Source organism: Haemophilus sp. HMSC61B11 (assembly GCF_001838615.1).
GTDB classification, from domain to species: domain Bacteria; phylum Pseudomonadota; class Gammaproteobacteria; order Enterobacterales; family Pasteurellaceae; genus Haemophilus_D; species Haemophilus_D parainfluenzae_AD.
In genome coordinates, this window is sequence record NZ_KV837971.1 from 127,906 (window position 1) to 149,075 (window position 21,170).

Consider the following 21,170-nt stretch of genomic DNA (forward strand, 5'->3'; position numbering starts at 1 on the left):
GGTTTTAAGAAAAAAGTGCGGTCAATATTTTCAGGATTTTAGACATAAAAAAACGGTGGAAAAATCCACCGCTCTTTTTTATTTAAGAATGTTGATTATTCAACCGTTAAAGTACGACAAACGTTAGTTGTACCTTCTGATTCATCACCTTGTGTTAATAAAACAAGATCACCTGAAACTAAATAACCTTTTTCTTTTAATAGGTTAATGGCTGCTTTTGCACCTGCAGCGCTACGAGATTCACCATCAAAATGAACTGGTGTGACACCGCGGTATAATGCGCAACGGTTTAATGTTTCTTGAACACGAGAAAGTGCAAAGATTGGTAAACCTGAGCTGATACGTGACATTAATAGTGGCGTACGACCAGAGTGGCTTAAGGTAATGATTGCTGCAATACCGCTTAAGTGGTTTGCTGCGTACATTGCTGACATCGCTACAGATTCTTCAATATCTCTGAATTCACGATCTAAACGGTGTTTAGAAATATTGATGCTTGGCATTTTTTCTGCACCTAAACATACGCGAGCCATTGTCGCCACAGTTTCAGCTGGATATTGACCTGCAGCAGTTTCTGCTGAAAGCATTACTGCGTCAGTACCATCTAATACCGCATTTGCCACGTCCATCACTTCTGCACGAGTTGGCATTGGGTTGCTGATCATTGACTCCATCATTTGAGTTGCAGTAATAACCGCACGATTTAATTGACGTGAACGACGAATTAATTTTTTCTGTACGCCAACCAATTCTGGGTCACCAATTTCAACACCTAAGTCACCACGCGCAACCATAATTACATCAGAAGCGAGGATGATATCATCCATTGCTGCTTCATCAACGACTGTTTCAGCACGTTCAACTTTAGCAACGATTTTCGCGTCTAAACCTGCTTGTTTTGCTAATTCACGCGCATAGTTTAAATCTGCACTTGAACGAGGGAAAGATACAGCTAAGTAATCTACACCAATACGTGCAGCTGTGATGATATCTGCTTTATCTTTTTCAGTTAATGCGTCTGCAGATAAACCACCGCCTAATTTATTGATCCCTTTATTGTTTGATAATGGACCACCAACTGTCACTTCAGTAAATACTTTTGCACCTTCAGTAGAAAGCACTTTTAATTGAACACGGCCGTCATCTAATAAAAGAATATCGCCAGGAACAACGTCTTGTGGAAGAGTTTTATAGTCTAAACCAACTGCTTCTTGATTACCCTCACCTTTTGGTAATTCCGCATCAAGAATAAATTTATCGCCAACATTTAAGAAAATTTTGCCATCTTTAAAAGTAGAAACACGAATTTTAGGACCTTGTAAATCACCTAAAATTGCCACGGTTTTACCTAATTTTTTCGCGATTGAACGAACACGCTCAGCACGGCTGATATGATCGTCTGGTGTACCGTGAGAAAAGTTCATACGCACAACGTTCGCGCCTGCTGCGATAATTTTTTCAAGATTATTATCGCGGTCTGTTGCAGGACCCATTGTACATACAATCTTTGTTCTTCTTAATTTTTTAGACATTATCTAAACTCCACAAATAGTTACAATTTAAAAAAAGCTTTTTTAATTTCGGCTCATCCGAGATAAAAACCGTCGCGCATTATACGCTTAAACCACCGCAAAATCAAAACAAGCACTGAGAGTTTTTGCAACAAATTTTGGTTATTTTTTTAGCAGCTAAATTTAACTTAAAACAAATCCCCTTGTTTTCATCATTAAAACTGTTTATCATCTGCCACATCTTTTACGCGACTATAGCTCAGTTGGTTAGAGCACCACCTTGACATGGTGGGGGTCACTGGTTCGAGTCCAGCTAGTCGCACCATTTACCCTAAACACAGCCCCGTGAAACTACTCGCGGGGTTTTGTTTTTCCTAGTATTTTCAAGGCTTCTCAGCCCTTTCACTTATCGTCACTAATCGGATTTAATTGTCTTTAACCGCACTTTTTAGTAACAAGTTTAGTAACAAGGTGATAAACTTCAAAAAATCTTGTTACTAAAACTAAGGAAAAATGATGCCTCGTGTTACTAAACCGCTCACAAATACCGAAGTAGATAAGGCGAAAACAAAGGATAAAGAATACAATCTAAGTGATGGTAACGGTCTTTTTTTACGTATTAAGCCTACTGGTGCTAAGGCTTGGATTTTTAATTATTATCACCCAGTAACAAATAAGCGCACATCTTTTACTATTGGAACTTATCCAGCTATAACACTTGCGCAAGCTCGTCAAAAACGCGAAGAATATCGCGCCCTACTCGCTCAAAGTATCGATCCGCAAGAATACATAAAAGAACAAGAACTTATCAAAAACGCTCAGAACGAAAATACTTTCTATAAAGTCGCTTTACTTTGGAAAGAAAAAAGAAGTAAAGAAATTGAGCCTATGACAATGGAAAAGAATTGGGCAAGATTAGAAAACTATCTATTCCCTACTCTTGGGAATTACCCTATCGATCAGATTACTTCCCCTTTATTGATTAAAACTGTTCGGCCATTAAATGAAAAAGGTTTCAATGATACGCTGCACCGTTTATTAAACCTCGCTAATCAGATTTTAAATTATGCGGTAACAATAGGATTTATTTCGTTTAATTCTTGCTTGAAAGCATCTGATGCTTACCATAAAGAGTCTCAAAAACATCACCCGGCAATCAAACCGGAAGAACTACCGAAACTATTACAAGACTTCAAAAATTCAAGTAGAGATCATCTAACAAAGGTTTTGTTCCGATGGCAATTACTTTCCATGGTTCGTCCAGCTGAGGCGGTTTCTGTTGAATGGTCTGAAATTGATTTCGATAAGAAACTATGGATTATTCCAGCAATTAAAATGAAAAAAACAAGACAAGGGCAATTTCCTCACATTGTTCCGCTTTCATCTTTAATGCTTAAGATTTTAGAAGAATTGAAACCTATAACAGGCGATGACAAATTCGTATTTTCTCACTATCACAAGCCTAACCAATCAGCTAGTAAAGAACTAATTGCTAACGCATTGAGAAAAATAGGTTACAAAGGGATTCAAGATGCTCACGGATTGAGATCGATAGCTAGAACGTTTTTAGAAGATCAGCAAGTTGATTTCCGTATTGCTGAAAGTTGTCTTGCTCATAGCATTGGGAATAAAACAAGTCAGGCGTATAACCGTTACGATTATGTAGAACTCCGCCGCCCTGTGATGCAATTATGGAGTGATTTTGTGGAGCAATGCGAAAAAGAAAACGTGTGAATGAGCGGCGTGTAAAAAATATTACAAAAATTGGTTCACCTGTTCACCTTGCCAATTTAACCTTTTATTTCATATAGTTATGGGTGAATAGGTGAACATTATTGTTCACCCTAATTGTTCACCTTCTAAGAGAAAAGCATAAAAAAGGGGCTTTCGCCCCATTTCCCTAGTTTATGAATTGAACTCGTTTTGGAACTCATCATAGTTTTTGAAGTGAACATTGGAGCGATATCCATATTTTCCCTTAATCTTAGAGAACTCAAATTTATTTTTATGTTGCGCAAATCCTTGCTTTAATGAATTTGAGAAGTTTCTCAAAGTAAGGGTATTTGTAATGCCGCTCGCTCTCGAAAAGGCTAAGTATGCCGGATAAAGATGCGTTCTTGCCTTACCTTCTAGATTGGCATTTCCTATATACAAGCCGTCATTCTGTGGCGCAGTATAGAAATATCCGCAAAATTCGGTGATATGGTCGGATTCGCTTTTTATTTCCAAAGCCTCATCACTTGTTTGTTGCTCTTTTAAAGCGGCCTTAGCCGTTTCAGGTTGTTCAAAGGTATGTATTAGTTTGTAAATGATCCCCCCTACTTCCCCCTCAATCTTATCCATGAAATTAGGATCTCGCTCGTTTTCAGGTACTACTTTGTCAAAGTGAAAGATCACCCTTCTTCGCTCAATTCCACCGCTACGCTCTGTAAATCTAGTTGCCTCATTATTAACGATTAAGACTACTGCTGGAATAACTGCTTTAAATTTACTGCGGTGTTTTGGGTCAATATTCACAGGATCACCACCTGTGATACTTTTCAATCCACCACCATCACCACCATAACGCGATTGTTCAGGGCAAATTAGCAAAGTCTTGCCTACAAAACTTTCCCGCCCGCGTGGTTCATCTAAATCTACTAACCGCCCGCTTTCTGTGTTCTGCTCACCAGCTAATAACGTGGCAATATTAGCAAAAACAGATTTTCCACTACCACCATCGCCTGTTACTTCAAAGAATAATTGCCAGTCGTTGCGATTAGTTAAAATAACGTACAAGGCTGCTAGAATAGCGTTCTTTTTACTTTCCTTACCACCGCTTACGAAGTCTAACCATTTGTCAAAATGTGGCGTATTTTGCGCTGAATTTAGATAATCATGCGGAATATACGATGTTAGCCAGTTTTCCCTATAATGGGGCAAGAACTCTAACGTAGTGCGGTTTAAAGTTCCATTATTGAAAGCGATCAATTCTTGTGTCTGTACTCCCATTTTGGGAACTTGAATTTTTATCGTATCAATAATACCTTCTATAGAACGTGCGCTATATCCAAAGTCCTGTTCTTCAAAGAAAGCAACTACTTTATCCAAGAACTCATATTTCTCCACCATTTGCCAGCCTATGCCGTCATAGTTATAAAGCTCCCGATTTCTTGGGTTTAATGCCAAATCCATTTCTAACGACTTAGTCAAAGCTCGCGCTTTCTTATTGACTCCGTCATTTTCTTTTACTTTTTCAGGCAGTGCTAATTGCGTTGCTAAATCAGCGGTCTTTTTATCGGTTCGCAAGAGTTGAATGTAAGAGCTTAAATCCTCTTTTAATTGCGCGGCTGCATCAATGAGCTTCACTTCTCTAGCCGAAGTGTTTTTTGCTAAATTCTGACAAATTGCGGTAATTTCTTCCTGTTTTAATTCGCCATATTGAGCAATCTTCACTAACTGCTGATCTTCCTTAGCTATACGTGTTGAAGAAATATTATCAAGTTGATTTTCACCTAGAATAACTGGTTTCTGATTACTTTCTAGACCATCCACCAACGAACACAATAAAAGCCATTCTTCCCCTTTACCTTTTCCCCATGCTTGCCATGCTTTAGAGCCAGCTAACACAAATAAATCGGAATAAGGTTCATGCGGTTGATCCGCAAGATGCGGAGCATTAATTAATCGAGCCATTGTTCACCCCTTTAAGTACTCCGTTTTCAATATCATTAATGCGGTCAGCGACTACTTTTTGGAAGTATGTAAGAGTTTCAACTAAAGAAATGACTATGCTATTTTTCAGCAATCCATCAATAATTTCATCGTTAGTTAAACTTGCGACTATTTCTTCCGGATTAAGTGAAGGCGGATTAGGTGCTAGTTGTAATAAATGTTTATTAGCCGCTAACAGTTCATCGTGTAGATTTCGTAACACATAGAGTTTTTCAGAAGGATAACTCTCAAAAATTTCTGCTAACGTTACGATTGTTTCACCCAGATAAGGTAAAGGCAAATAAAGAGCCTCCCCCTCTTTCTTTTCACAATTCATCTGACAAAGCATAATCGCTTTCAATTCGACCGCACTTAAATTTGAGTAGTCTAATTTTTCATTCATATTCATCTTACTTACTCCACTTTTGTTGTTCAGCTCGTTCAGAGTTTAAAGCGCCTATTTGTTCCACCACCTCGCTAAACTTATAGAGCAGATATTTATTAGCTTGATTGAAATATTTCAATTTGGCCGTATCTTCTCGGGATAGATTGCCGTCTTTGGCCAATGCGTTAAGCAAATTTCCACCACCAGCCAATTTATTCATTAAATCCACTATTTCATCACGAAACTTGATCTTGTGATGAAAATCACCTGGATAAACTTCAAGACATCGTTTGTTGCTATCCTGTATTAGTTGGAATTGACGTGAAATTTGGGAATACTTCAAAGCCAATGGATTAAAAAACAGCTTACCTTTTCTTTTTTCAACTTTCTGTTCTTCATTACCAGTGGCACTTTTCGCCACCGGTGGCATTTTTTGTAACTGGTGGCGTTTTTCGCCACTGCTTACTAAATTTTTATTACTTGCCGCTTTCCATTGTTTTAGCTGTTCCATAGGGTTATTTGGTTTCATTTCTTGCCACCTTTCTAATTGTTGCTGCTTTCTTAATTTGCTCGATTGATGCTGCTAGTCCTTTATAGTGTCCTGTGTGTAGATAATCTTCAGCGAAGGCTAAGAATTGTTTAATACGTTTACAGGCTTTCTCTAACTGCTCTGGTGTCGGTACGTATGGCTCTTTGAATGATTTGATTTTTTTAGTTCTCATTTTCTTCCCCTTTCGTGGAATAAAAATCTACTGTTGATGATTGCTCTGCTTGTTCTAAATAATCATCAATCACGGATAAGGCGGTTTTGATAATTTCTTCACTTGTATAAAAGCCGTCTAAATCCATATCCCCGCCATCGTTCCGAATTAATGCCAAAATCGCTTTTGCTTTATGGATAGAACTATGAATTTTGCCCACTTTGGTCATTTGAATAGCGCAATGTGTAGGAATTTTGTTAATCATGAGCCACCTCCGCGAAAGAGATTGAATGGAAAGTATTTGCTGATAAAGTGCGGTCTGATTGAAGATTGATTCTTCCAGCAAGCACTAAGACGAACTCACGGGCAAGCTTAGCGCGTGCGTTGCGTTCGCTATCAGCGTTAATACGGATTTTTTGAAGGTGATTTGATAAATCAGTACGGCGAATAGCCGCGAAGATGAATTGATACATTTGCGTAAGTTCCAAAGTTATATTTTCAGGAACTACCGCTAAACTTTCCACGGTCGGGCGGTAGAACGTAACAAGGTGGAAAACTGCCAACTTTGGAAGACAGCCCGTCATAGACGGCTTATTACGCTCTACCATTGAGAGAATGATTGGATTTATATGTAAAACAAAATCCGCATATTCTTTTGGTGTGCGAATGTTACGAACAAAAAAAGCACGGTTCTGTGGCGTGCTGTCGTTCGCCAAAGTTAGATAGTTCAGCTTTCCACGGCTGGCAATCACTTTTTCTGATTGCTTGTTCATGATGCCAAAATTAACTGTGGTTTGTAAAGCGATTTCAAGCAAAAATAGCTTGAAAAATATTTCATATTGATTAAAATGTTTATGATTTAAATTCATGGTGATTATTTCCATATTTTTAAATGACCTTAACGTATTGATAAAAATTACCTTTAGAAGGTTTAAACGCCGCATTGGATAGCCTTGCGGCGTTTTTCTTTTAACGGAATCGAAAGTAGGCTTGCTGTTCTTCATGCGCAGTAAGCTCACCTCCCTTAGCCTTGTAAATGGCAATCACCTGTTTTAACTGTTCAGCATCTGCGATTTCATAGCGGTAATATTGCCCCATTCCATCCGCAGTCTTTTCGGTTGTACGTTTCACTTTGCCGGTTAAATGATTGCGTTCAAGTTCACTGATATAGTTACGTGCTGACGTCATGCCCATTGAATAACCATCAATGCCGCTAATGCTAGAAAGAATTAAACGGTGTAACACTTTTAAGAATTGTGTTGGTTTTCTTGCTTCGTTCATCTTCCACCACCTTAAGCACGTGCGGCTTTTTGTTCTTCAATCCACGCATTTACTTCTTCTAAATCCCAACGGACAAAGTTTTTTGAAAAGCGGATTGGTTGTGGGAATTTCTTGGCTTTTACAAGCAAGTTGAGTTTGGTGCGGCCAAAGCCAACAATATGGCAAGCGATTTCACCGGAGATTAGTTTTTGTTGAGGGTTTAAATTTGGATTCATAAGAAAATACCTATCGTTTGTTTAACACTGTGGAATAGCGTTCTATTCCGTTGAGTTGTTCGAACGATAGGAATGTTAAGAATAAAACACTTTTAATTCAAAGGCTTAACTTCTTAATAAGAAATGATTGCTTAAATCGAAAGAAAAAGCCCCTTAAATCGAAAGACTAAGAGGCTTTTATAGGAAACTATGATTTTTTAGGTGGGAAAATTGCTTTTATAATGTCGTTTGATTCATCAATTAACTTGTAAAAAGTGTCTGCTGCGATATTGGTATTTCTAATTCCTGATTCTTTTAGATCTGCGTTGATAACATCAAATAACTTATTTCTGCTATCAAGTTTTGGATAACATTTTTTAACCAATAAAGCGAACAGTTGCTTTTGTGGAGAACTTATTCGGCCGCTTTGGTTTGTTAAACTAAGAGAGTCTATTATCTTTTGCTTTTCCTCAAGCTCTGATTTTAATTTTTTGATTTCTTGCTCTAAATCATCACATCTTAAAGGGTGACCAGATGGCGTAAGTTTGATCAAATCATCATAGGATATTTTGATGTCACTAAAATTTATACGAAAAGTATGCTTCATATACAACTGATTATCTTCATTATATGAAGGATATTCCATTTTAAAATTAAATGAATTAAAGATATCAGCCTCTAAAGGGTTTTGAACATTAAATTCGTCCAACATCAAATAATTTGTATTTCTTAATGAGTGCTGTGGTAATGATTTCTCACAAAACACATCCAATAATTCTGGATGTAAAACTATATAGCCTTTGTATTCATTAATTTTATTTTCTTTATTATATGATAAGTACAATCCTCCGTTATCCTCAAGAATTTCATCAGAAGTTATTTCCATCTTTGATAGCTTATCTTCCAAAGATAATATATTTTGATATTCGTACTCTATCACTTCCTCTTTGAAATAAACTTCAGAATCTTCATATAGGAAAAAACCTTCAGTATCCATTCTGCCAATTTTTACTAATTGATTATCTTTAATTTCAATATTCAATAAAAATCTAATCTTTCCTTCCATAGCATAGGAATACAATAGATTTTCTTTTATTATCGAATTTGTTTTTTGATTAATAAAATCAACTGCTTGAGTTAAAGAGTAAAAATCTAGTGGTAACAATCCCATAAACGCCCCTTTCGCATTTGCCCTTATGATAGGAGCGCACCAACAAGATAAGGTTTCTTGCTTTCGGGGATCAGCCTAGATGCGCTTTATTTGATTAATTATCCCTTTAAATTGATAGTGATATTGCCTAATCGAGTTTCTTTTCCGTCATTTCCAATATGCGTTATTGTTCCGCTAATGAACGGTTTATTTTCCTCTTGTTTTTGTAAAATCCGTTGAATGATAGGGCGTTGTAATTCCTGTTCCGCCCAGCTAGATAATATTTCGTCTTGTTCTAGCGGTTTTGGTTTCTCTTTTATCTTGTATATTAGATAACAAAAGAAGGCAATAGCACCTATTAGAAAAGCTAGTAAAGGCCATTTTAATATTGGCCAAAAGATGAAAACCAACAAGCCAACAAAAAGCAATATGGCTAAAAACAACAAAAAATCTAAAGCAGAAAATACAAATAAACCAAATGCGGATAAAACGGATTTAATCATACTTTCCTCCTTGTTTTCCCTGTTTATTTCTTGTTCTATTTTATCAAAGTTTAGATACGGTAAGCTACGTTTATTTCTTATTTTTGCGCTTAGATTATAATAACTTTGCTACAAATTTGTAGTACGTACCCTAAAGCATTTTTTAGGGAAAATTTTAAGAATTTAGCAATTTGATAATATGTTCGTGCGATGTAGTCACGTATAAAAAATCCCCACGTTGTGAAACGTAGGGATTTATTTTATCTTCTTTTCGCAATTCTTCTTTCTGCCTTTTTCATATCTTCAAGATTTTTGTGCGCGATATGATAAATTGTTTCTAACACTTCCATATTGGGGCTATTTGGTCTGTTGTTTATTTCTCGTTTTGCTGCATCGCATTTACATTGAAGAATGTAGATAACTTCGTCCAGTGGATATGGTTCATAATCATCATACAAGCTAATAAAAGTGAAAAGTGCGGTAGATTTCTTATAGTGTTTCACCGCTGCTATTAGTAAGTTCTGTTTTGCCTCTTTACATCTAATCATATATCCAATCCGTTAAATTCTTCTAGTGCCTGTTTGTGTTCGTCTGATAGTTCGAAAATTAAATCACCGTATTCAAGTTGATAAATTCCGAAAGACATCAGGAACGCTACGGCGGGGTCTATTTTGTTTGCTGCTTTCTTCTTGTTCGGTTTAATGTTGGCGTTCGCATCAGTTTCCATAACTACATTTGATAAAGCCCACGCAAGCACCGGATCGCCATTGTGTTCTATCATCTGTCTGTTTATTAAAACTTCCGCACTTTTCGCCACTGGGCTAAATCGTTGGTATGTTTGCGGGAATGGTTCTACTTCAAGCCCCGCCGCTTGTAATTGCGTGCGTAAATGGGTTGCGTTCCACACATCAAAGCCTGTCATCTTGATATTGAAACGTTCGGCATCTTTCAGAATATCGTCTCTGATTTTGTCGTAGTCGATACAATCGCCTTCCGTTGCTATTAGCCAACCACTGCGCACCCAGTTTCGATACATTGCGCGGTTTTTATTTGCCACGTTGTTAAGCTGAAATTCGGGAATGTAGTGCCGTGTAAGCAATCTAACTTTGTTTCCGTGCGGGAATGTATAACAAAGGCTTGTTAAGTCATTGGTGCTTGATAAATCTAGCCCTAAATAGCAATCTTGATGAAGTAAATCGCTTTCCGTGTACTGCCGTTCGCATTGCACCCAGTTTCCATCACCTAGCCACGGCGTAGAGCCTTGACACCATACATTAAAACGCTTGGTTAGCATTTCTACCCATTCGGAAGGAATACCCCTAGCCTTCTTGATTGTGTTCTCAAAATCAAGGTAAGGAATGGATTTACCTATATTTGGATTTGCTTTTATCCAGTTCTCTTGATTGTCGATTTCGCTTTCTTCGTCTAACTCAAAAATCAACACAAATAGGCTTTCATTCTGCTCATTTCCTTCAAGGATTTGAGCGCAATAATCATAATGCTGTTTACAGGCTGAAATAACGTTACTTCCCGCTGTTGTAATGGCAAAGAGTAAACCTTCAGGGCGTGCGCCTTGTCCTAGCTCTAATGCGCTATATACGCTGTTATCTGTGTGTAGGTGATATTCATCAACAATCGCTAAACTAGGATTTGTGCCTTCAATGGTTGAGGATTTAGCGGCCAATGGTCGCATGATGCTATTGTTCTTAGGGTTGATGAGTTTGTGCTGTTGAATATTGAGCCGTTTTTTTAGTAAAGGCGAAAGTAAGCACATTTGACGCGCATCATCAAAAACGATTCGGGCTTGGTCTCGACTCACGGCTGCCGTGTAAATGTCTTGCTGGCCGCCTTCCATCACCAAAAACCAATTGGCCAAAACGGCTGCCACAGTTGATTTAGCGTTTTTTCTTGCCACTTGAATGTAAGCGGAGCGATATTTTCTTAATCCTGTGTCTTTACGCTTAAAGCCTAGAATGTTGGCAAAGAGAAAGACTTGCCAATCTGAAAGAATAATAGGCTGTCCGCGTAAGTGTCCTTTAACGTGCGGGCATAGTTTCGAGAAAGCTAAAAACTTATTAACTGCTCCATCATCAAAGAAATAATCGGGATTGTTTAAATCGTTAAAATAACGCTCTACGGCTTGTTTTATCTTCTTACAAGCCACTAACTCACCCGATTTGATTTTCTCTGCGTATGCTTGCCATATTTCCATATTTCGCCTACATAGTTAGGATTTCATCTAAGATATCGTTTTCATCTACTTCAATAGGATTTTTTCTGCGGCTTACAGGGTCGAAACCTAGCAATGATGACATCTTAATCATCACCTTTTCGGCATCTGCTTTCGCTGACAAAGCTGGATTTCTTGATTGAGTGCCTTGACTATTAACAATAATGAAGCCATTTTTGGCTAAATCTGCTACGGAATGACGCCAAATTGCGTAGTTTTCGCAATAAATTTCAAGGTTCGTTAAATCTTCTGCCTTAATATCGCCACGCTCTGAAAGTTGTTTAATTCGGCTTTTCCATTGGGTTTTAGCGATACCATCTAAAAAATCAGGGGTTTTATAGTTTCTTCTCTTACTCATACATTTCCTTATTTTCAAAAAAATTGCCTTGCGTAAAAATTGAGTTGGGAGGGCGGTTCTGACGGCTTGAGCCTTTCTTTTTTAAACTCCCCCCACCCGTCTAATCATTCTTTTTTCGCTCCATATCCGCGTTGGTCTATTACTCGTGTTTTGTAACTGTGACAATTTCGGCATAAAGCTTGATGATTAGATTCAACCCAGAATAGAGGGTCTGCCTGTCCGTTCTCTACTGGCTTAATGTGGTCTATTACCGTTGCTGGTGTGTAGATTCCTTTCTCCAAACACATTACACAAAGCGGATGAAAGCGTAAGTATTGCGCGCGGTACTTGCTCCACTTATGGTCATATCCTCGCGCGCTACTGCTGGCTCTTGTGTCTTTGGGCTTATGTTCTTCGCATCTACCGAACTTAACTTTGTTTTTACAGTTAGGATAGCTACATCGTCTTAATGGTTGATATGGCATATCGGTTACTAAATTCTTAGTAAGCGCAAGGCTCACGGTAAACATCCCATAGAGATTTAACAGTCATAGGGATAAGCGTTTGAGGGGCATCCGTTGTTATTTCTCGGTTACTGTATAAATGCCCGATATACATTAAACAGCCCACTTTTATAGCTGGGGTAAAAGGAACGGTGTTTTCTGTTTCTTCACTACCAAAGGTTTTGCCTATATGCTTTTGGCATACTTCAAAGGCTGCTACCTTATAGCTCTCGATTAAGTCATCATCTAAATCATGATCTACGTTTAAATGCTGCTTAATTTCTTCAAGCGTTAAATCAGTTTTTTCCATTGGTTACCTCTTTACAAATAAGTTGTAATTCCCTGTGTGATTCCTTGCTATCAATGATGCTGGTTATTTCTAAGTTGCGATTACCGTATTTCACGCGCATTGTGTTATCCACATTCGTTCCGTATCTAATACGGATTCGCACAATGTTTTCATTCGTTACGCTTGCGCTAGCAAAGAACTCTCTACCCTGTAACGGTTCAACCGCTGCGCGTATATTCGCAACGGTTTTCCACTTACTTACAAATCCGCCATAATCATTAGTTTCGTTTACTTGTTTTTGTAAACTTATCGCCTTGTTATATTTACCGGCTCTAATCATTCTAGGCATCGTTCACCTCGTTTTCGTTTACGCTGTCATTGCGTTTAACTTCTACGGTTTGTTTCCATGCTTGGCTGAATTCATCACCGCCAGCATAAGGCGGCAAGCCTTCACGTCTGCGCACTTCATTAGGTGACATTACGCCCGCTTTAATCGCCACATCATAGCTATTGAAACGTTCGTTTTGACTGGTGCGGAGTAAGTCGCTTGTGTCAAATTCGATTAAGTGCCGTTTCTTGCTACTGCTCGTTAAGTCAATCATTAAGGCATCTTTAAGCTGTTGTTCAAAGTTAGTCAGCCATGGGCGCAAGGTTTGTGATAAGAACGCTCTACTAGCCTCACTGAAATTCGCATAACTACTATTTGAATAGTCTTGTAGAAAAATCGGGCTTATGTTGTAGATTCGGGCTATATCGGAAATTGTGAAGGTTCGACTTTGTAACCATTCGGCATCTTGGTTTGTCATGCCTAATTGTTTGTATTCCATTGAGCCTTCAAGGATTGGTGTTTTGCCCGCGTTCTTCGCGCCTTTGTAACGCTCTAAGGCTTTCACTGCTTTCTGTGCTTTCGCATCGTCTAACCATTCAGCCGTTGAGATTAATCCGCTTGCCATCAATCCGTTTTTCATAATTGATGCGCCGTGTCGTTGTTGTGCTAAACCTAGTCCAATCGTTTCACGGCAAACTGTCACAGGTGAACGCCCCATAAATCCATCAAGGGAACTATGGCGTAGGTGTAACATTTCATCTTGAAGGTAGTTTCTAGTTACTCCGTTTAAGTCCGTTACTTGGTAAATATGTTCGCCTGTTACTTTACGGAAGATATTTACTTCGCTCGGCTGGTAAGGTGTAAGGCTTACAGGCTCGCCCTTGTTATTCCACTCAATCACTGCGTAAGCATTACCAGTTAGCAAACAATGGCGCATCATCGTATATTTGAACTGGTAAGGCGTTTGATTTCGGTTAGGCATTTCATTTAAAAGATATTCAACCGGATGACGGTAGATTCTTTCGCGGCCATCTTCTTTCAGTGCGTACAGATAACAAGGCATAGATGCTACCGCCTCGGCAATCACTGTTACGGCGTTCATAACCGCTGGTAGAGCCTCTGCCGTTTGTGGGCTGACATATTCGCCCGCGCCTGTATTATTTACGCCCATGTAAGATAGGAATTCATCAATAGTGATTGGTTCGCTGCGTTGCTCTTTTCGTCTAAAAGGATTCCACATATTAAGCCTCCGCCACATCAAGCCAGCGTTTTAAGATAGTGTTTGATTTACCCTGTGTTTGTTCTTTTGCTGCGACCATTGAACGCTTAGCGATTTCAACACTGCTTTCCGGATAGGCTGGAATACTTGTTACTGTTACCTCAAAGAGATCTGCTTTAATTACATTTCTTTGATAAGGCTCTACATCAAAATTCCATTCTTCTTTAATCGCTCTGAATCCGAAAGACATCCCTGTAATATCACCGCGGGAAACGCTAACTAATAAATCTTTTCCGATTGTTGTATCGGGCGGAGTTAGTTCAAAGCGTAAGCCGATTGAATCTTCTTCTAGCTTTAATGTTCCCGCACTTGTTCGACCTAGTAACTTGGTGTAGTCATGTTCAAAGAGTGCTCGCACATCTTCGCCACTCGCTAGGCTGTCGCTGAAAGCTTTAGGCGCAAAGGATTCCACAAAATCACAGTAAAGCACTTGTGAAGGGCTATTCCATTTCACCGCATAACCGACTAGCTTTTGATTTTCTTCATCGGCTGAAAGTGTTGCGGAGCGGATTTCAAATTCTTTATTCATATTTCACCTATTAAGCAAAAAAAGGGGCTTTCGCCCCTCTATGATTTATGCTGTTGTCTCAATCACTTTGATAGCGTTTGAATCTACTACGCCACCGCCTAAATATTTATCGGTGTGTACTTTGTAGAATCCCGGTTCGGTTAAGTTGTCCGGACGGGTTCGCACGCCTGTTTCGTGATCTACAATGAAATATCCGCGTTTGAAGTCACCGAAGGCAATTACTGCTTTATTTGCTCCGCCTGTCGGCATTGTTTCTAAGAAGTGGACTGGACGACCTAATAATGTTGCTGGGGCATCGGCTGTTAAACCATCGCGCCAGATATAATCGCCGTTTTTGTTTTTAAGTTTTTGTAATGCTGCTGCAATCGTTGATGACATCACCCAAACCGCATTTTTACGGTATTTGCTATGAAGTGTATAGAACGCATCGATTAAAGTATCCGCATCAATCTTCGCTACGCCAGCTACTTCAATTTTTTGAAGTTTGCCAAATTGGCGTACTTTGTCATCTTCGGTTGTGCGTTGGTAGGTTAAGAAGCCTTTTGATTTCTTGTTACCATCACCGGAAGTTAAATCTGTTTCTTCTGTTTCTGTGAAGGTTTCAGAAATTTCATCAGTTAGCCAACCTAAAACATCAATGCTTGAGAAGTCTAAGATTTCTTGTGTAGTCTTAGGATAAGCATAGATTGAATTTAAAGCGATTGTTACTTCATGAAGTTTCGGGCTTGCTGTGCCGTTGCGTGCTGTGCCTTCTGTTCCGTGTTCTACTGCTGCGCCGCCAGCCGATACTAATTTTTTGTATTCTTTAGCTCCAACCGGTAAGCGTACTACGTTACAAAGTTGGCGCATTACGCTATCGTCTGTTAAGCGTTTCATTACATCTTTGTCTAACTGTGGGATAACTGAATAACCGCCATCTTCACCGTTAGCCGTAGTTAAATTGCGAAGTTCACCAGTTTTCACATAATGGCGTAACTCATCATTTGAAAATTGTTTCATGTTGCGTTGTTCTACCTGTTGAGATTGTTCGTTAAGGTTTCGTTCTTCATCAGCTACTGCCTCATATTTGCTGATTTCATCAGTCATCTGTTTGACTAAATCTTTCAGCTTTTCAAAATCTACTGATTCAGATTCATTCAATGAACGATTTTCTTTTTCTGCTTTTTCAAGCATTGAGCGCATTTCTGCGACTTTTTCCGCCTTTTGTTGGCGTAACTCAATTAGTTTTTTAAACATATTCATCTATTCCTTATGAGATTTCTTAGTCTAAATTTAGACGACTTTTATTAAGTCAAAATATAATATATAGTGTTTTGATTATTAATTAAACACCTTATTTTTCAATAGTTTAGTTGCGTTTAGATACGTTAAGTTAAGATTGTTTGATTGCTTAAATTTTGAACAGGTAGAGAGTAAATATTCTGTATTGAGATATCTTTTTTTGATTGGTGAACAAAGGTGAACAATGGTGAACAGTTGGTGAACAATAAAAAAGAATATAACTATATAATAAATAAAGAGTTTTAAGGATTGGTGAACAAGGTGAACAGTTTTTCTATAAAATTTTTAACACGCGGCTTATTAGTGGTATTATGGCATCAGAAACTATCATTGATTTGTAGTGAATTTGAATTTTAGTAACAAGCTTAGTAACAAGATTTTAGACTTTGAAAAATAAACATTAAAAATCAATATCCTACAAATGAATTCGGGTTCAGCTAGTGCACCACCTATCAAAGCCAGTAAATTTCTACTGGCTTTTTTCTTTCCTAAAATTCACTTCAAAAATCAATCGCTTACCTACAATCAATTCAATCATTCACTAAAATTTCAAGTCTCAAATGTTGCCAACTTTTAGCTATTTTTGTATATTTCTTGTCGTTAATTATGCCCAAATTACGCCTTATTTGGTCTAATTACATCAAAGCGAGCAGATATAACTAATTACTATTGAAAACATGGAGATTAGTACGAAATTACCGTACGTGTGATTGCTAATGGTACTTCTGTGGAACCTGTCATTCGGGATAAAATAACTATATGATATTGATTTGGGCAATAAAACAATTAGAGATAGGAAAATATACGCAATAAACTACAGTGGATTGCTGAGAATAAAACTACTCTACAATATGCCTAATGAGCAAGTTAAAATCCGCAGCTATAACAGCGATAAGCCCCCTGACGAAATATCAGAATTACAAGACATTTCAGTGTTGGGGAATGTGTTTTGGTATTCTGTTCTTTTATAAAAAACAATAGCGGATGGTTGCTGATTTATTTGTGTAGTAACAAAGAATTCGTAATTATTATTACTAATATGTTTACAATATTAATATTCATGGTAATATCTTGTAACTAAAGGTTAGTGACAAATGAGCAAGATTACAAAAATTAAAGATAAGCTCTACAAAGAGCCGCCACCCACTGATTTTACGTGGGACGAGCTGAGAACACTTTTACTTAATTTAGGATTTAATGAAAAACAAGGTAATGGATCTCGTGTGAAATTTGAGCATTCTTCGCTTGATTTCCCGATTAGTATTCATAAGCCACATCCGCAAAATACATTAAAGCGGTATGTAATTATTCAGATAAAAACCGCCCTTGATGAACTCTATGCGCTATTAGGAAATTAATATGGAAACAATGCAATATAAAGGCTTTCTAGGAAGTATCGAAATTTCCAAGGAAGACAAGATATTATACGGCAAGCTATTACATATTAATGGCTTGATAACTTACGAAGCCGAGAATTTTTCAGAATTAGAGGCTGCATTTCATGATGCTGTTGATGATTATCTTGCCGATTGTGAAGAATCCGGCGTCGAACCACAAAGATCTTGTTCCGGTGCATTTAATATTCGGGTAAAACCAGAAAAGCATCGCCAACTCCTATTTATCTCAAGCATACAAAATATAAAACTAAATGCTTTAGTAGCAGAAGGGGTTGACTTGGTCATTACAAAATATGCAACTGAACATGCAAAACTAGAAGCTTACAAAGTATTTAAATTTAACTGGGAACACAATCCAGAAATGAGAAAAAATGCAATTAATTGGACATTAGAAAAAATGTCAAAATCTCAGTTCGTTTCAGGAGAGGAAAATAATTATGAAAATGCAAATCCTTGATCAAGCTATTATGTCTTACTCTTTTAATCTAAAGACTAATAAGGAAAGTAGCGCAAAAGAAGGAAAACTCTCTCTAGGTGTTACATTCCCAAAAGAAGACAGAGCCGACTGTATCCTCCATATTGAAATTGAGACGCCGGATTATGAATTTAAAGGAGAATTTGCTTATCATTTTGAAAAAAATCATCCAAAAGTCTCAGAAGCTAAAAATAGGGAACAAGAGTTTATGGCATCACTTTACCCTTACGCGATGCCATTAGCAAAAAACCTTCTTGCTATATCCGAAGTACCAAGCAATAGCTTGCCTTATTTACCTATTGAAATTTAACTAACAAACCGCCTGTGTGGCGGTTTTCTTTTATTAAGTTTTATTAACTAATTCCAAGAAATCATTTTCTGATAGTATTTTATGTTATAGCCTTTAGAAATTAACTCTTGTGCCTTTATTTCTTTATTACTTAATTCCTTTCTAGCTAATCGGCTCTTGTCTTGAATTCCTTTGATAAGTAATGTCACTTTCTTAGAAACAACATCAACACATCACAACCAACAGAAGTTGCTTTTCTGTTTTCTTTCTTGATATAGATAATTCATCTGTAAATACAACCTAATACATTGTCACAAAAAACGATAAACGAACAGATTAAATGAGAAAACTACACATAAAACATTTGTAATGGGATTTTCAGACTACGCCAAAATTACGCTAAATTTATACTATCCAAATGATTTATAACAAAATTTAACTGTAAGCTAGTGCACCATCTTGTAATCCCAAGCTTTTTAGCTTGGGATTTTTTCTTCTTATCCCCTACTTAATTTAAATGAATATTTTCTGAACAAATCGTATAAGCAAATGAAAATAATTTGTATTGATTGACGTAAACGTTTTCGCTATACTTGCGGCTCTTTTATTATCTATCGGGTTATATATCGAAAAACAATTATGAAATTTAAATTAAGCCTTATTTCAACCGCACTTTTGGCGAGTTTCTCCGCTTCTACTTTTGCAGAAACTGAACAAGCCGCAAATACAAACACCGAAGTGCTTGAGCAAATCAATGTTCAAGATACGGGGATCAAACAAAATGGTTACCAAACGACAGGGACATCTGTCGTATCAAAAGCTGAAGTGCCAGTATTCGACACGCCAAATACAGTAAATATTCTTTCAACTAAACTACTAGAAGATCGCAAACCTGAATCACTCATTGATGCGCTTTATAACGTCAGTGGTGTGAGTCAAGCGAATACGTTAGGTGGTATGTTTGACTCTATTCAAAAACGTGGTTTTGGTGGAAACCGTGACAACTCAATTATGCGTAACGGTTTACAAGCTGGCCCAGCTAAAAACTTTAGTGCGACAACTGAAACCGTTGAAGTTTTAAAAGGACCTGCATCTGTACTTTATGGTATTCAAGATCCAGGTGGTGTGGTTAATATCATTACTAAAAAACCGCAACAAACGCCACGTTATGTCGTTGGTGGAACCTTAGGTAATCATAGCCTGTGGGGAACGCAATTAGATTTTACTGGTGGTTTAGGAAATGGTTTCGCTTACCGCTTTATCTATGATAAACAAGAAAAAGACTACTGGCGTAATTTTGGCAAAGTGAAAAACACGACTTACGCACCCTCTCTTTCTTGGGAAAATGATAAAACTAAAGTGCTTCTTTCTTATGAACACAAAGATATTCTTGAGCCATTTGATCGTGGTACAAATCTTTTAACGGCAACTAATGCATTACCGGATATTCCAGTATCGCGTCGTTTAGATGAACCAAATAATAAAACAACCTCAAAAACCGATAACATTGATTTCAAAATTGAACACAAATTAAGTGATGGTTGGAAATTAAATGCGGGTTATAGCTATGCTCGTTACAAATATTTCTACGATCAAGCTCGTATTACAAATGTTAACGTTAAAACACGTACAGCCCGCCGTACAATTGAACAGCAACAAGGCGATCAACGCGTTCATAGCGGTACATTAAATATCGTTGGTGAATTTGGTATTGGTGATATTGCTAACCGCTTTGTAGCCGGTATTGATGCAATGCGTAATATTCGTGATCTTGGTCCTATTTATAACCAAGGCATCATGAATTCTGATATCAATATTGATAATCCAAACTATACCAGCCCTGTTGCGGAACATAAAAATGGTAACGGCAACGCCTATCAATATAACTATCTCAAAACTGTTGGTGTTTATATTCAAGATACCGCCTACTTTACAGATAACTTTATCATGACGGGTGGTTTACGTTATGAGTACTTTGATCAATTTGCAGGACGTCATTGCTTAAATGCAGCAAACTGTAAAAAAGGTCAAAATCTAACAAAAACCGGAAATACCGATCAGCATGATGGTAAATTATTGTATCAATTAGGTGCCGTATATAAATTTACTCCACATATCGCGACCTTTGCGAACTACTCTGAGTCTTTCCGTCCACAAATGAGTGTTGCAATACCTGTTAGCGGCGATTTAAAACCAGAACAAGGTAAATCTTTTGAAATTGGTGCAAAATATGAAAACTCAGGCTTTAATGCGACACTTGCATTATTTAATATCAGCAAACGTAATGTAGCTGAGGCTGTTGGTTCTGGTTCAAATGCGCAATTAAATATCGTCGGTAAACAACGTTCTCGTGGTGTGGAATTCGATCTTAATGGTCAAATTACGGATAGTCTAAGCGTAGCGGCTAACTATACCTACACCAAAGTAAAATCACTTGAAAATGAGCGCTATCCTGATGCAGTAAATCAACAACTTTCTGGTGTACCAAAACATCAAGCTTCCCTATTCCTAGCTTATAACGTAGGTGAATTTGATTTTGGTAACATCCGTGTTGGTGGTGGTGCTCGTTATTTAGGTTCTTGGCATGCTTATAACAGTGATTACACAAAAGCATACAAATTACCTCATGCCGTGGTATATGATGCCTTTATTGCTTACGATACCAAAATCTCTGGCAAGAAAGTGTCTTTCCAACTTAACGGTAAAAACTTAGCAGATAAAACTTACTATCCATCCACCTCTGGTAACGCAACAAACACGTTAATCCCTGTTGCATTAGGTTATGGACGTGAATTTATCTTCAACACGAAAGTTGAGTTTTAATTGAGCGCACAAT

Annotated in this window: 25 protein-coding genes, 1 tRNA gene and 1 pseudogene; 7 read left to right on the top strand and 20 right to left on the bottom strand. The window is 37.7% G+C overall.

Going from position 1 to position 21,170, the window contains the following annotated elements; genetic code table 11:
* Positions 1-95 precede the first annotated feature (95 nt).
* A complete protein-coding gene (gene pyk / locus HMPREF3263_RS04805) occupies positions 96-1,532 on the bottom strand; it encodes a pyruvate kinase (protein ID WP_049376243.1) in 1,437 nt (478 codons plus the stop codon).
* A 227-nt stretch (positions 1,533-1,759) separates the two neighbouring features.
* Here pyk and HMPREF3263_RS04810 point away from each other — a divergent pair.
* Together HMPREF3263_RS04810 and HMPREF3263_RS04815 are read left to right on the top strand one after the other, a co-directional pair.
* Positions 1,760-1,836 (top strand) — tRNA-Val (locus tag HMPREF3263_RS04810).
* A 191-nt stretch (positions 1,837-2,027) separates the two neighbouring features.
* The gene (locus HMPREF3263_RS04815) at positions 2,028-3,245 is read left to right on the top strand and encodes a tyrosine-type recombinase/integrase (RefSeq protein ID WP_065243209.1); all 1,218 of its coding nucleotides are present in this window, start codon (positions 2,028-2,030) and stop codon (positions 3,243-3,245) included.
* 171 nt (positions 3,246-3,416) lie between these two features.
* On the opposite strand, the gene HMPREF3263_RS04820 is transcribed toward HMPREF3263_RS04815, so the two are convergent.
* From HMPREF3263_RS04820 to HMPREF3263_RS04905, 19 genes are all read right to left on the bottom strand, one after another.
* Positions 3,417-5,186: a DNA primase family protein gene (locus tag HMPREF3263_RS04820; protein WP_065243208.1), complete on the bottom strand. Its 1,770-nt coding sequence runs from the start codon at positions 5,184-5,186 to the stop codon at positions 3,417-3,419.
* The gene (locus HMPREF3263_RS04825) at positions 5,170-5,613 is read right to left on the bottom strand and encodes a hypothetical protein (RefSeq protein ID WP_065243207.1); all 444 of its coding nucleotides are present in this window, start codon (positions 5,611-5,613) and stop codon (positions 5,170-5,172) included. The genes HMPREF3263_RS04820 and HMPREF3263_RS04825 overlap by 17 nt, the downstream gene beginning before the upstream one ends.
* Position 5,614: 1 nt before the next feature.
* A complete protein-coding gene (locus HMPREF3263_RS04830) occupies positions 5,615-6,118 on the bottom strand; it encodes a hypothetical protein (protein ID WP_065243206.1) in 504 nt (167 codons plus the stop codon).
* On the bottom strand, positions 6,105-6,311 hold the full coding sequence (locus HMPREF3263_RS04835; protein ID WP_065243205.1) for a hypothetical protein: 207 nt from the start codon (positions 6,309-6,311) through the stop codon (positions 6,105-6,107). Before HMPREF3263_RS04835 ends, HMPREF3263_RS04830 begins: the two co-directional genes overlap by 14 nt.
* Complete coding sequence (locus tag HMPREF3263_RS04840; protein WP_065243204.1) at positions 6,301-6,555, bottom strand: hypothetical protein; 255 nt, start codon at positions 6,553-6,555, stop codon at positions 6,301-6,303. Before HMPREF3263_RS04840 ends, HMPREF3263_RS04835 begins: the two co-directional genes overlap by 11 nt.
* Positions 6,548-7,294, bottom strand: coding sequence for a host cell division inhibitor Icd-like protein (locus tag HMPREF3263_RS04845; RefSeq protein WP_255308516.1), 747 nt, complete (start codon positions 7,292-7,294; stop codon positions 6,548-6,550). Before HMPREF3263_RS04845 ends, HMPREF3263_RS04840 begins: the two co-directional genes overlap by 8 nt.
* Positions 7,260-7,571 carry a hypothetical protein gene (locus HMPREF3263_RS04850; RefSeq protein ID WP_005633836.1) on the bottom strand — a complete coding sequence of 104 codons (312 nt, stop codon included), beginning with the start codon at positions 7,569-7,571 and terminating at the stop codon, positions 7,260-7,262. Before HMPREF3263_RS04850 ends, HMPREF3263_RS04845 begins: the two co-directional genes overlap by 35 nt.
* An 11-nt stretch (positions 7,572-7,582) precedes the next feature.
* Positions 7,583-7,786 carry a helix-turn-helix transcriptional regulator gene (locus HMPREF3263_RS04855; protein ID WP_065243202.1) on the bottom strand — a complete coding sequence of 68 codons (204 nt, stop codon included), beginning with the start codon at positions 7,784-7,786 and terminating at the stop codon, positions 7,583-7,585.
* Between the two features lie 187 nt (positions 7,787-7,973).
* On the bottom strand, positions 7,974-8,936 hold the full coding sequence (locus HMPREF3263_RS04860; RefSeq protein WP_065243201.1) for a hypothetical protein: 963 nt from the start codon (positions 8,934-8,936) through the stop codon (positions 7,974-7,976).
* Between the two features lie 98 nt (positions 8,937-9,034).
* Complete coding sequence (locus HMPREF3263_RS04865) at positions 9,035-9,418, bottom strand: hypothetical protein (RefSeq protein ID WP_065243200.1); 384 nt, start codon at positions 9,416-9,418, stop codon at positions 9,035-9,037.
* 239 nt (positions 9,419-9,657) lie between these two features.
* Complete coding sequence (locus HMPREF3263_RS04870) at positions 9,658-9,945, bottom strand: hypothetical protein (RefSeq protein ID WP_081279069.1); 288 nt, start codon at positions 9,943-9,945, stop codon at positions 9,658-9,660.
* Positions 9,942-11,609 (bottom strand): terminase large subunit, encoded by a 1,668-nt coding sequence (locus HMPREF3263_RS04875; protein WP_070853040.1) that lies wholly within the window; start codon positions 11,607-11,609, stop codon positions 9,942-9,944. The genes HMPREF3263_RS04870 and HMPREF3263_RS04875 overlap by 4 nt, the downstream gene beginning before the upstream one ends.
* Before the next feature lie 7 nt (positions 11,610-11,616).
* Entirely contained in the window at positions 11,617-11,985 is a 369-nt protein-coding gene (locus HMPREF3263_RS04880) for a phage terminase small subunit P27 family (protein ID WP_005698535.1), read from the bottom strand.
* Between the two features lie 104 nt (positions 11,986-12,089).
* Positions 12,090-12,449, bottom strand: coding sequence for an HNH endonuclease signature motif containing protein (locus HMPREF3263_RS10580; protein ID WP_032804102.1), 360 nt, complete (start codon positions 12,447-12,449; stop codon positions 12,090-12,092).
* 16 nt (positions 12,450-12,465) lie between these two features.
* Positions 12,466-12,777, bottom strand: coding sequence for a head-tail connector protein (locus HMPREF3263_RS04885; protein ID WP_005698464.1), 312 nt, complete (start codon positions 12,775-12,777; stop codon positions 12,466-12,468).
* Positions 12,764-13,105 carry a phage head closure protein gene (locus tag HMPREF3263_RS04890; protein ID WP_032804104.1) on the bottom strand — a complete coding sequence of 114 codons (342 nt, stop codon included), beginning with the start codon at positions 13,103-13,105 and terminating at the stop codon, positions 12,764-12,766. Before HMPREF3263_RS04890 ends, HMPREF3263_RS04885 begins: the two co-directional genes overlap by 14 nt.
* Positions 13,098-14,324: a phage portal protein gene (locus tag HMPREF3263_RS04895; RefSeq protein ID WP_005698537.1), complete on the bottom strand. Its 1,227-nt coding sequence runs from the start codon at positions 14,322-14,324 to the stop codon at positions 13,098-13,100. Before HMPREF3263_RS04895 ends, HMPREF3263_RS04890 begins: the two co-directional genes overlap by 8 nt.
* Position 14,325: 1 nt before the next feature.
* Entirely contained in the window at positions 14,326-14,892 is a 567-nt protein-coding gene (locus HMPREF3263_RS04900) for an HK97 family phage prohead protease (protein ID WP_005698538.1), read from the bottom strand.
* A gap of 45 nt (positions 14,893-14,937) precedes the next feature.
* Positions 14,938-16,128: a phage major capsid protein gene (locus HMPREF3263_RS04905; RefSeq protein WP_005698571.1), complete on the bottom strand. Its 1,191-nt coding sequence runs from the start codon at positions 16,126-16,128 to the stop codon at positions 14,938-14,940.
* 733 nt (positions 16,129-16,861) lie between these two features.
* On the opposite strand from HMPREF3263_RS04905, the pseudogene HMPREF3263_RS10870 reads away from it, so the two are divergent.
* From HMPREF3263_RS10870 to HMPREF3263_RS04925, 5 genes and pseudogenes are all read left to right on the top strand, one after another.
* Positions 16,862-17,144 (top strand): annotated as a pseudogene (locus HMPREF3263_RS10870) (helix-turn-helix transcriptional regulator); the annotation flags it as partial.
* A 123-nt stretch (positions 17,145-17,267) separates the two neighbouring features.
* Complete coding sequence (locus HMPREF3263_RS04910; RefSeq protein ID WP_005698592.1) at positions 17,268-17,531, top strand: type II toxin-antitoxin system HicA family toxin; 264 nt, start codon at positions 17,268-17,270, stop codon at positions 17,529-17,531.
* A gap of 1 nt (position 17,532) precedes the next feature.
* On the top strand, positions 17,533-18,027 hold the full coding sequence (locus tag HMPREF3263_RS04915; protein ID WP_005698490.1) for a type II toxin-antitoxin system HicB family antitoxin: 495 nt from the start codon (positions 17,533-17,535) through the stop codon (positions 18,025-18,027).
* Positions 18,008-18,355, top strand: coding sequence for a hypothetical protein (locus HMPREF3263_RS04920; protein ID WP_005698580.1), 348 nt, complete (start codon positions 18,008-18,010; stop codon positions 18,353-18,355). Before HMPREF3263_RS04915 ends, HMPREF3263_RS04920 begins: the two co-directional genes overlap by 20 nt.
* A gap of 618 nt (positions 18,356-18,973) precedes the next feature.
* Positions 18,974-21,157 (top strand): TonB-dependent siderophore receptor, encoded by a 2,184-nt coding sequence (locus tag HMPREF3263_RS04925; RefSeq protein WP_070853041.1) that lies wholly within the window; start codon positions 18,974-18,976, stop codon positions 21,155-21,157.
* The last annotated feature ends 13 nt before the right edge of the window (positions 21,158-21,170 follow it).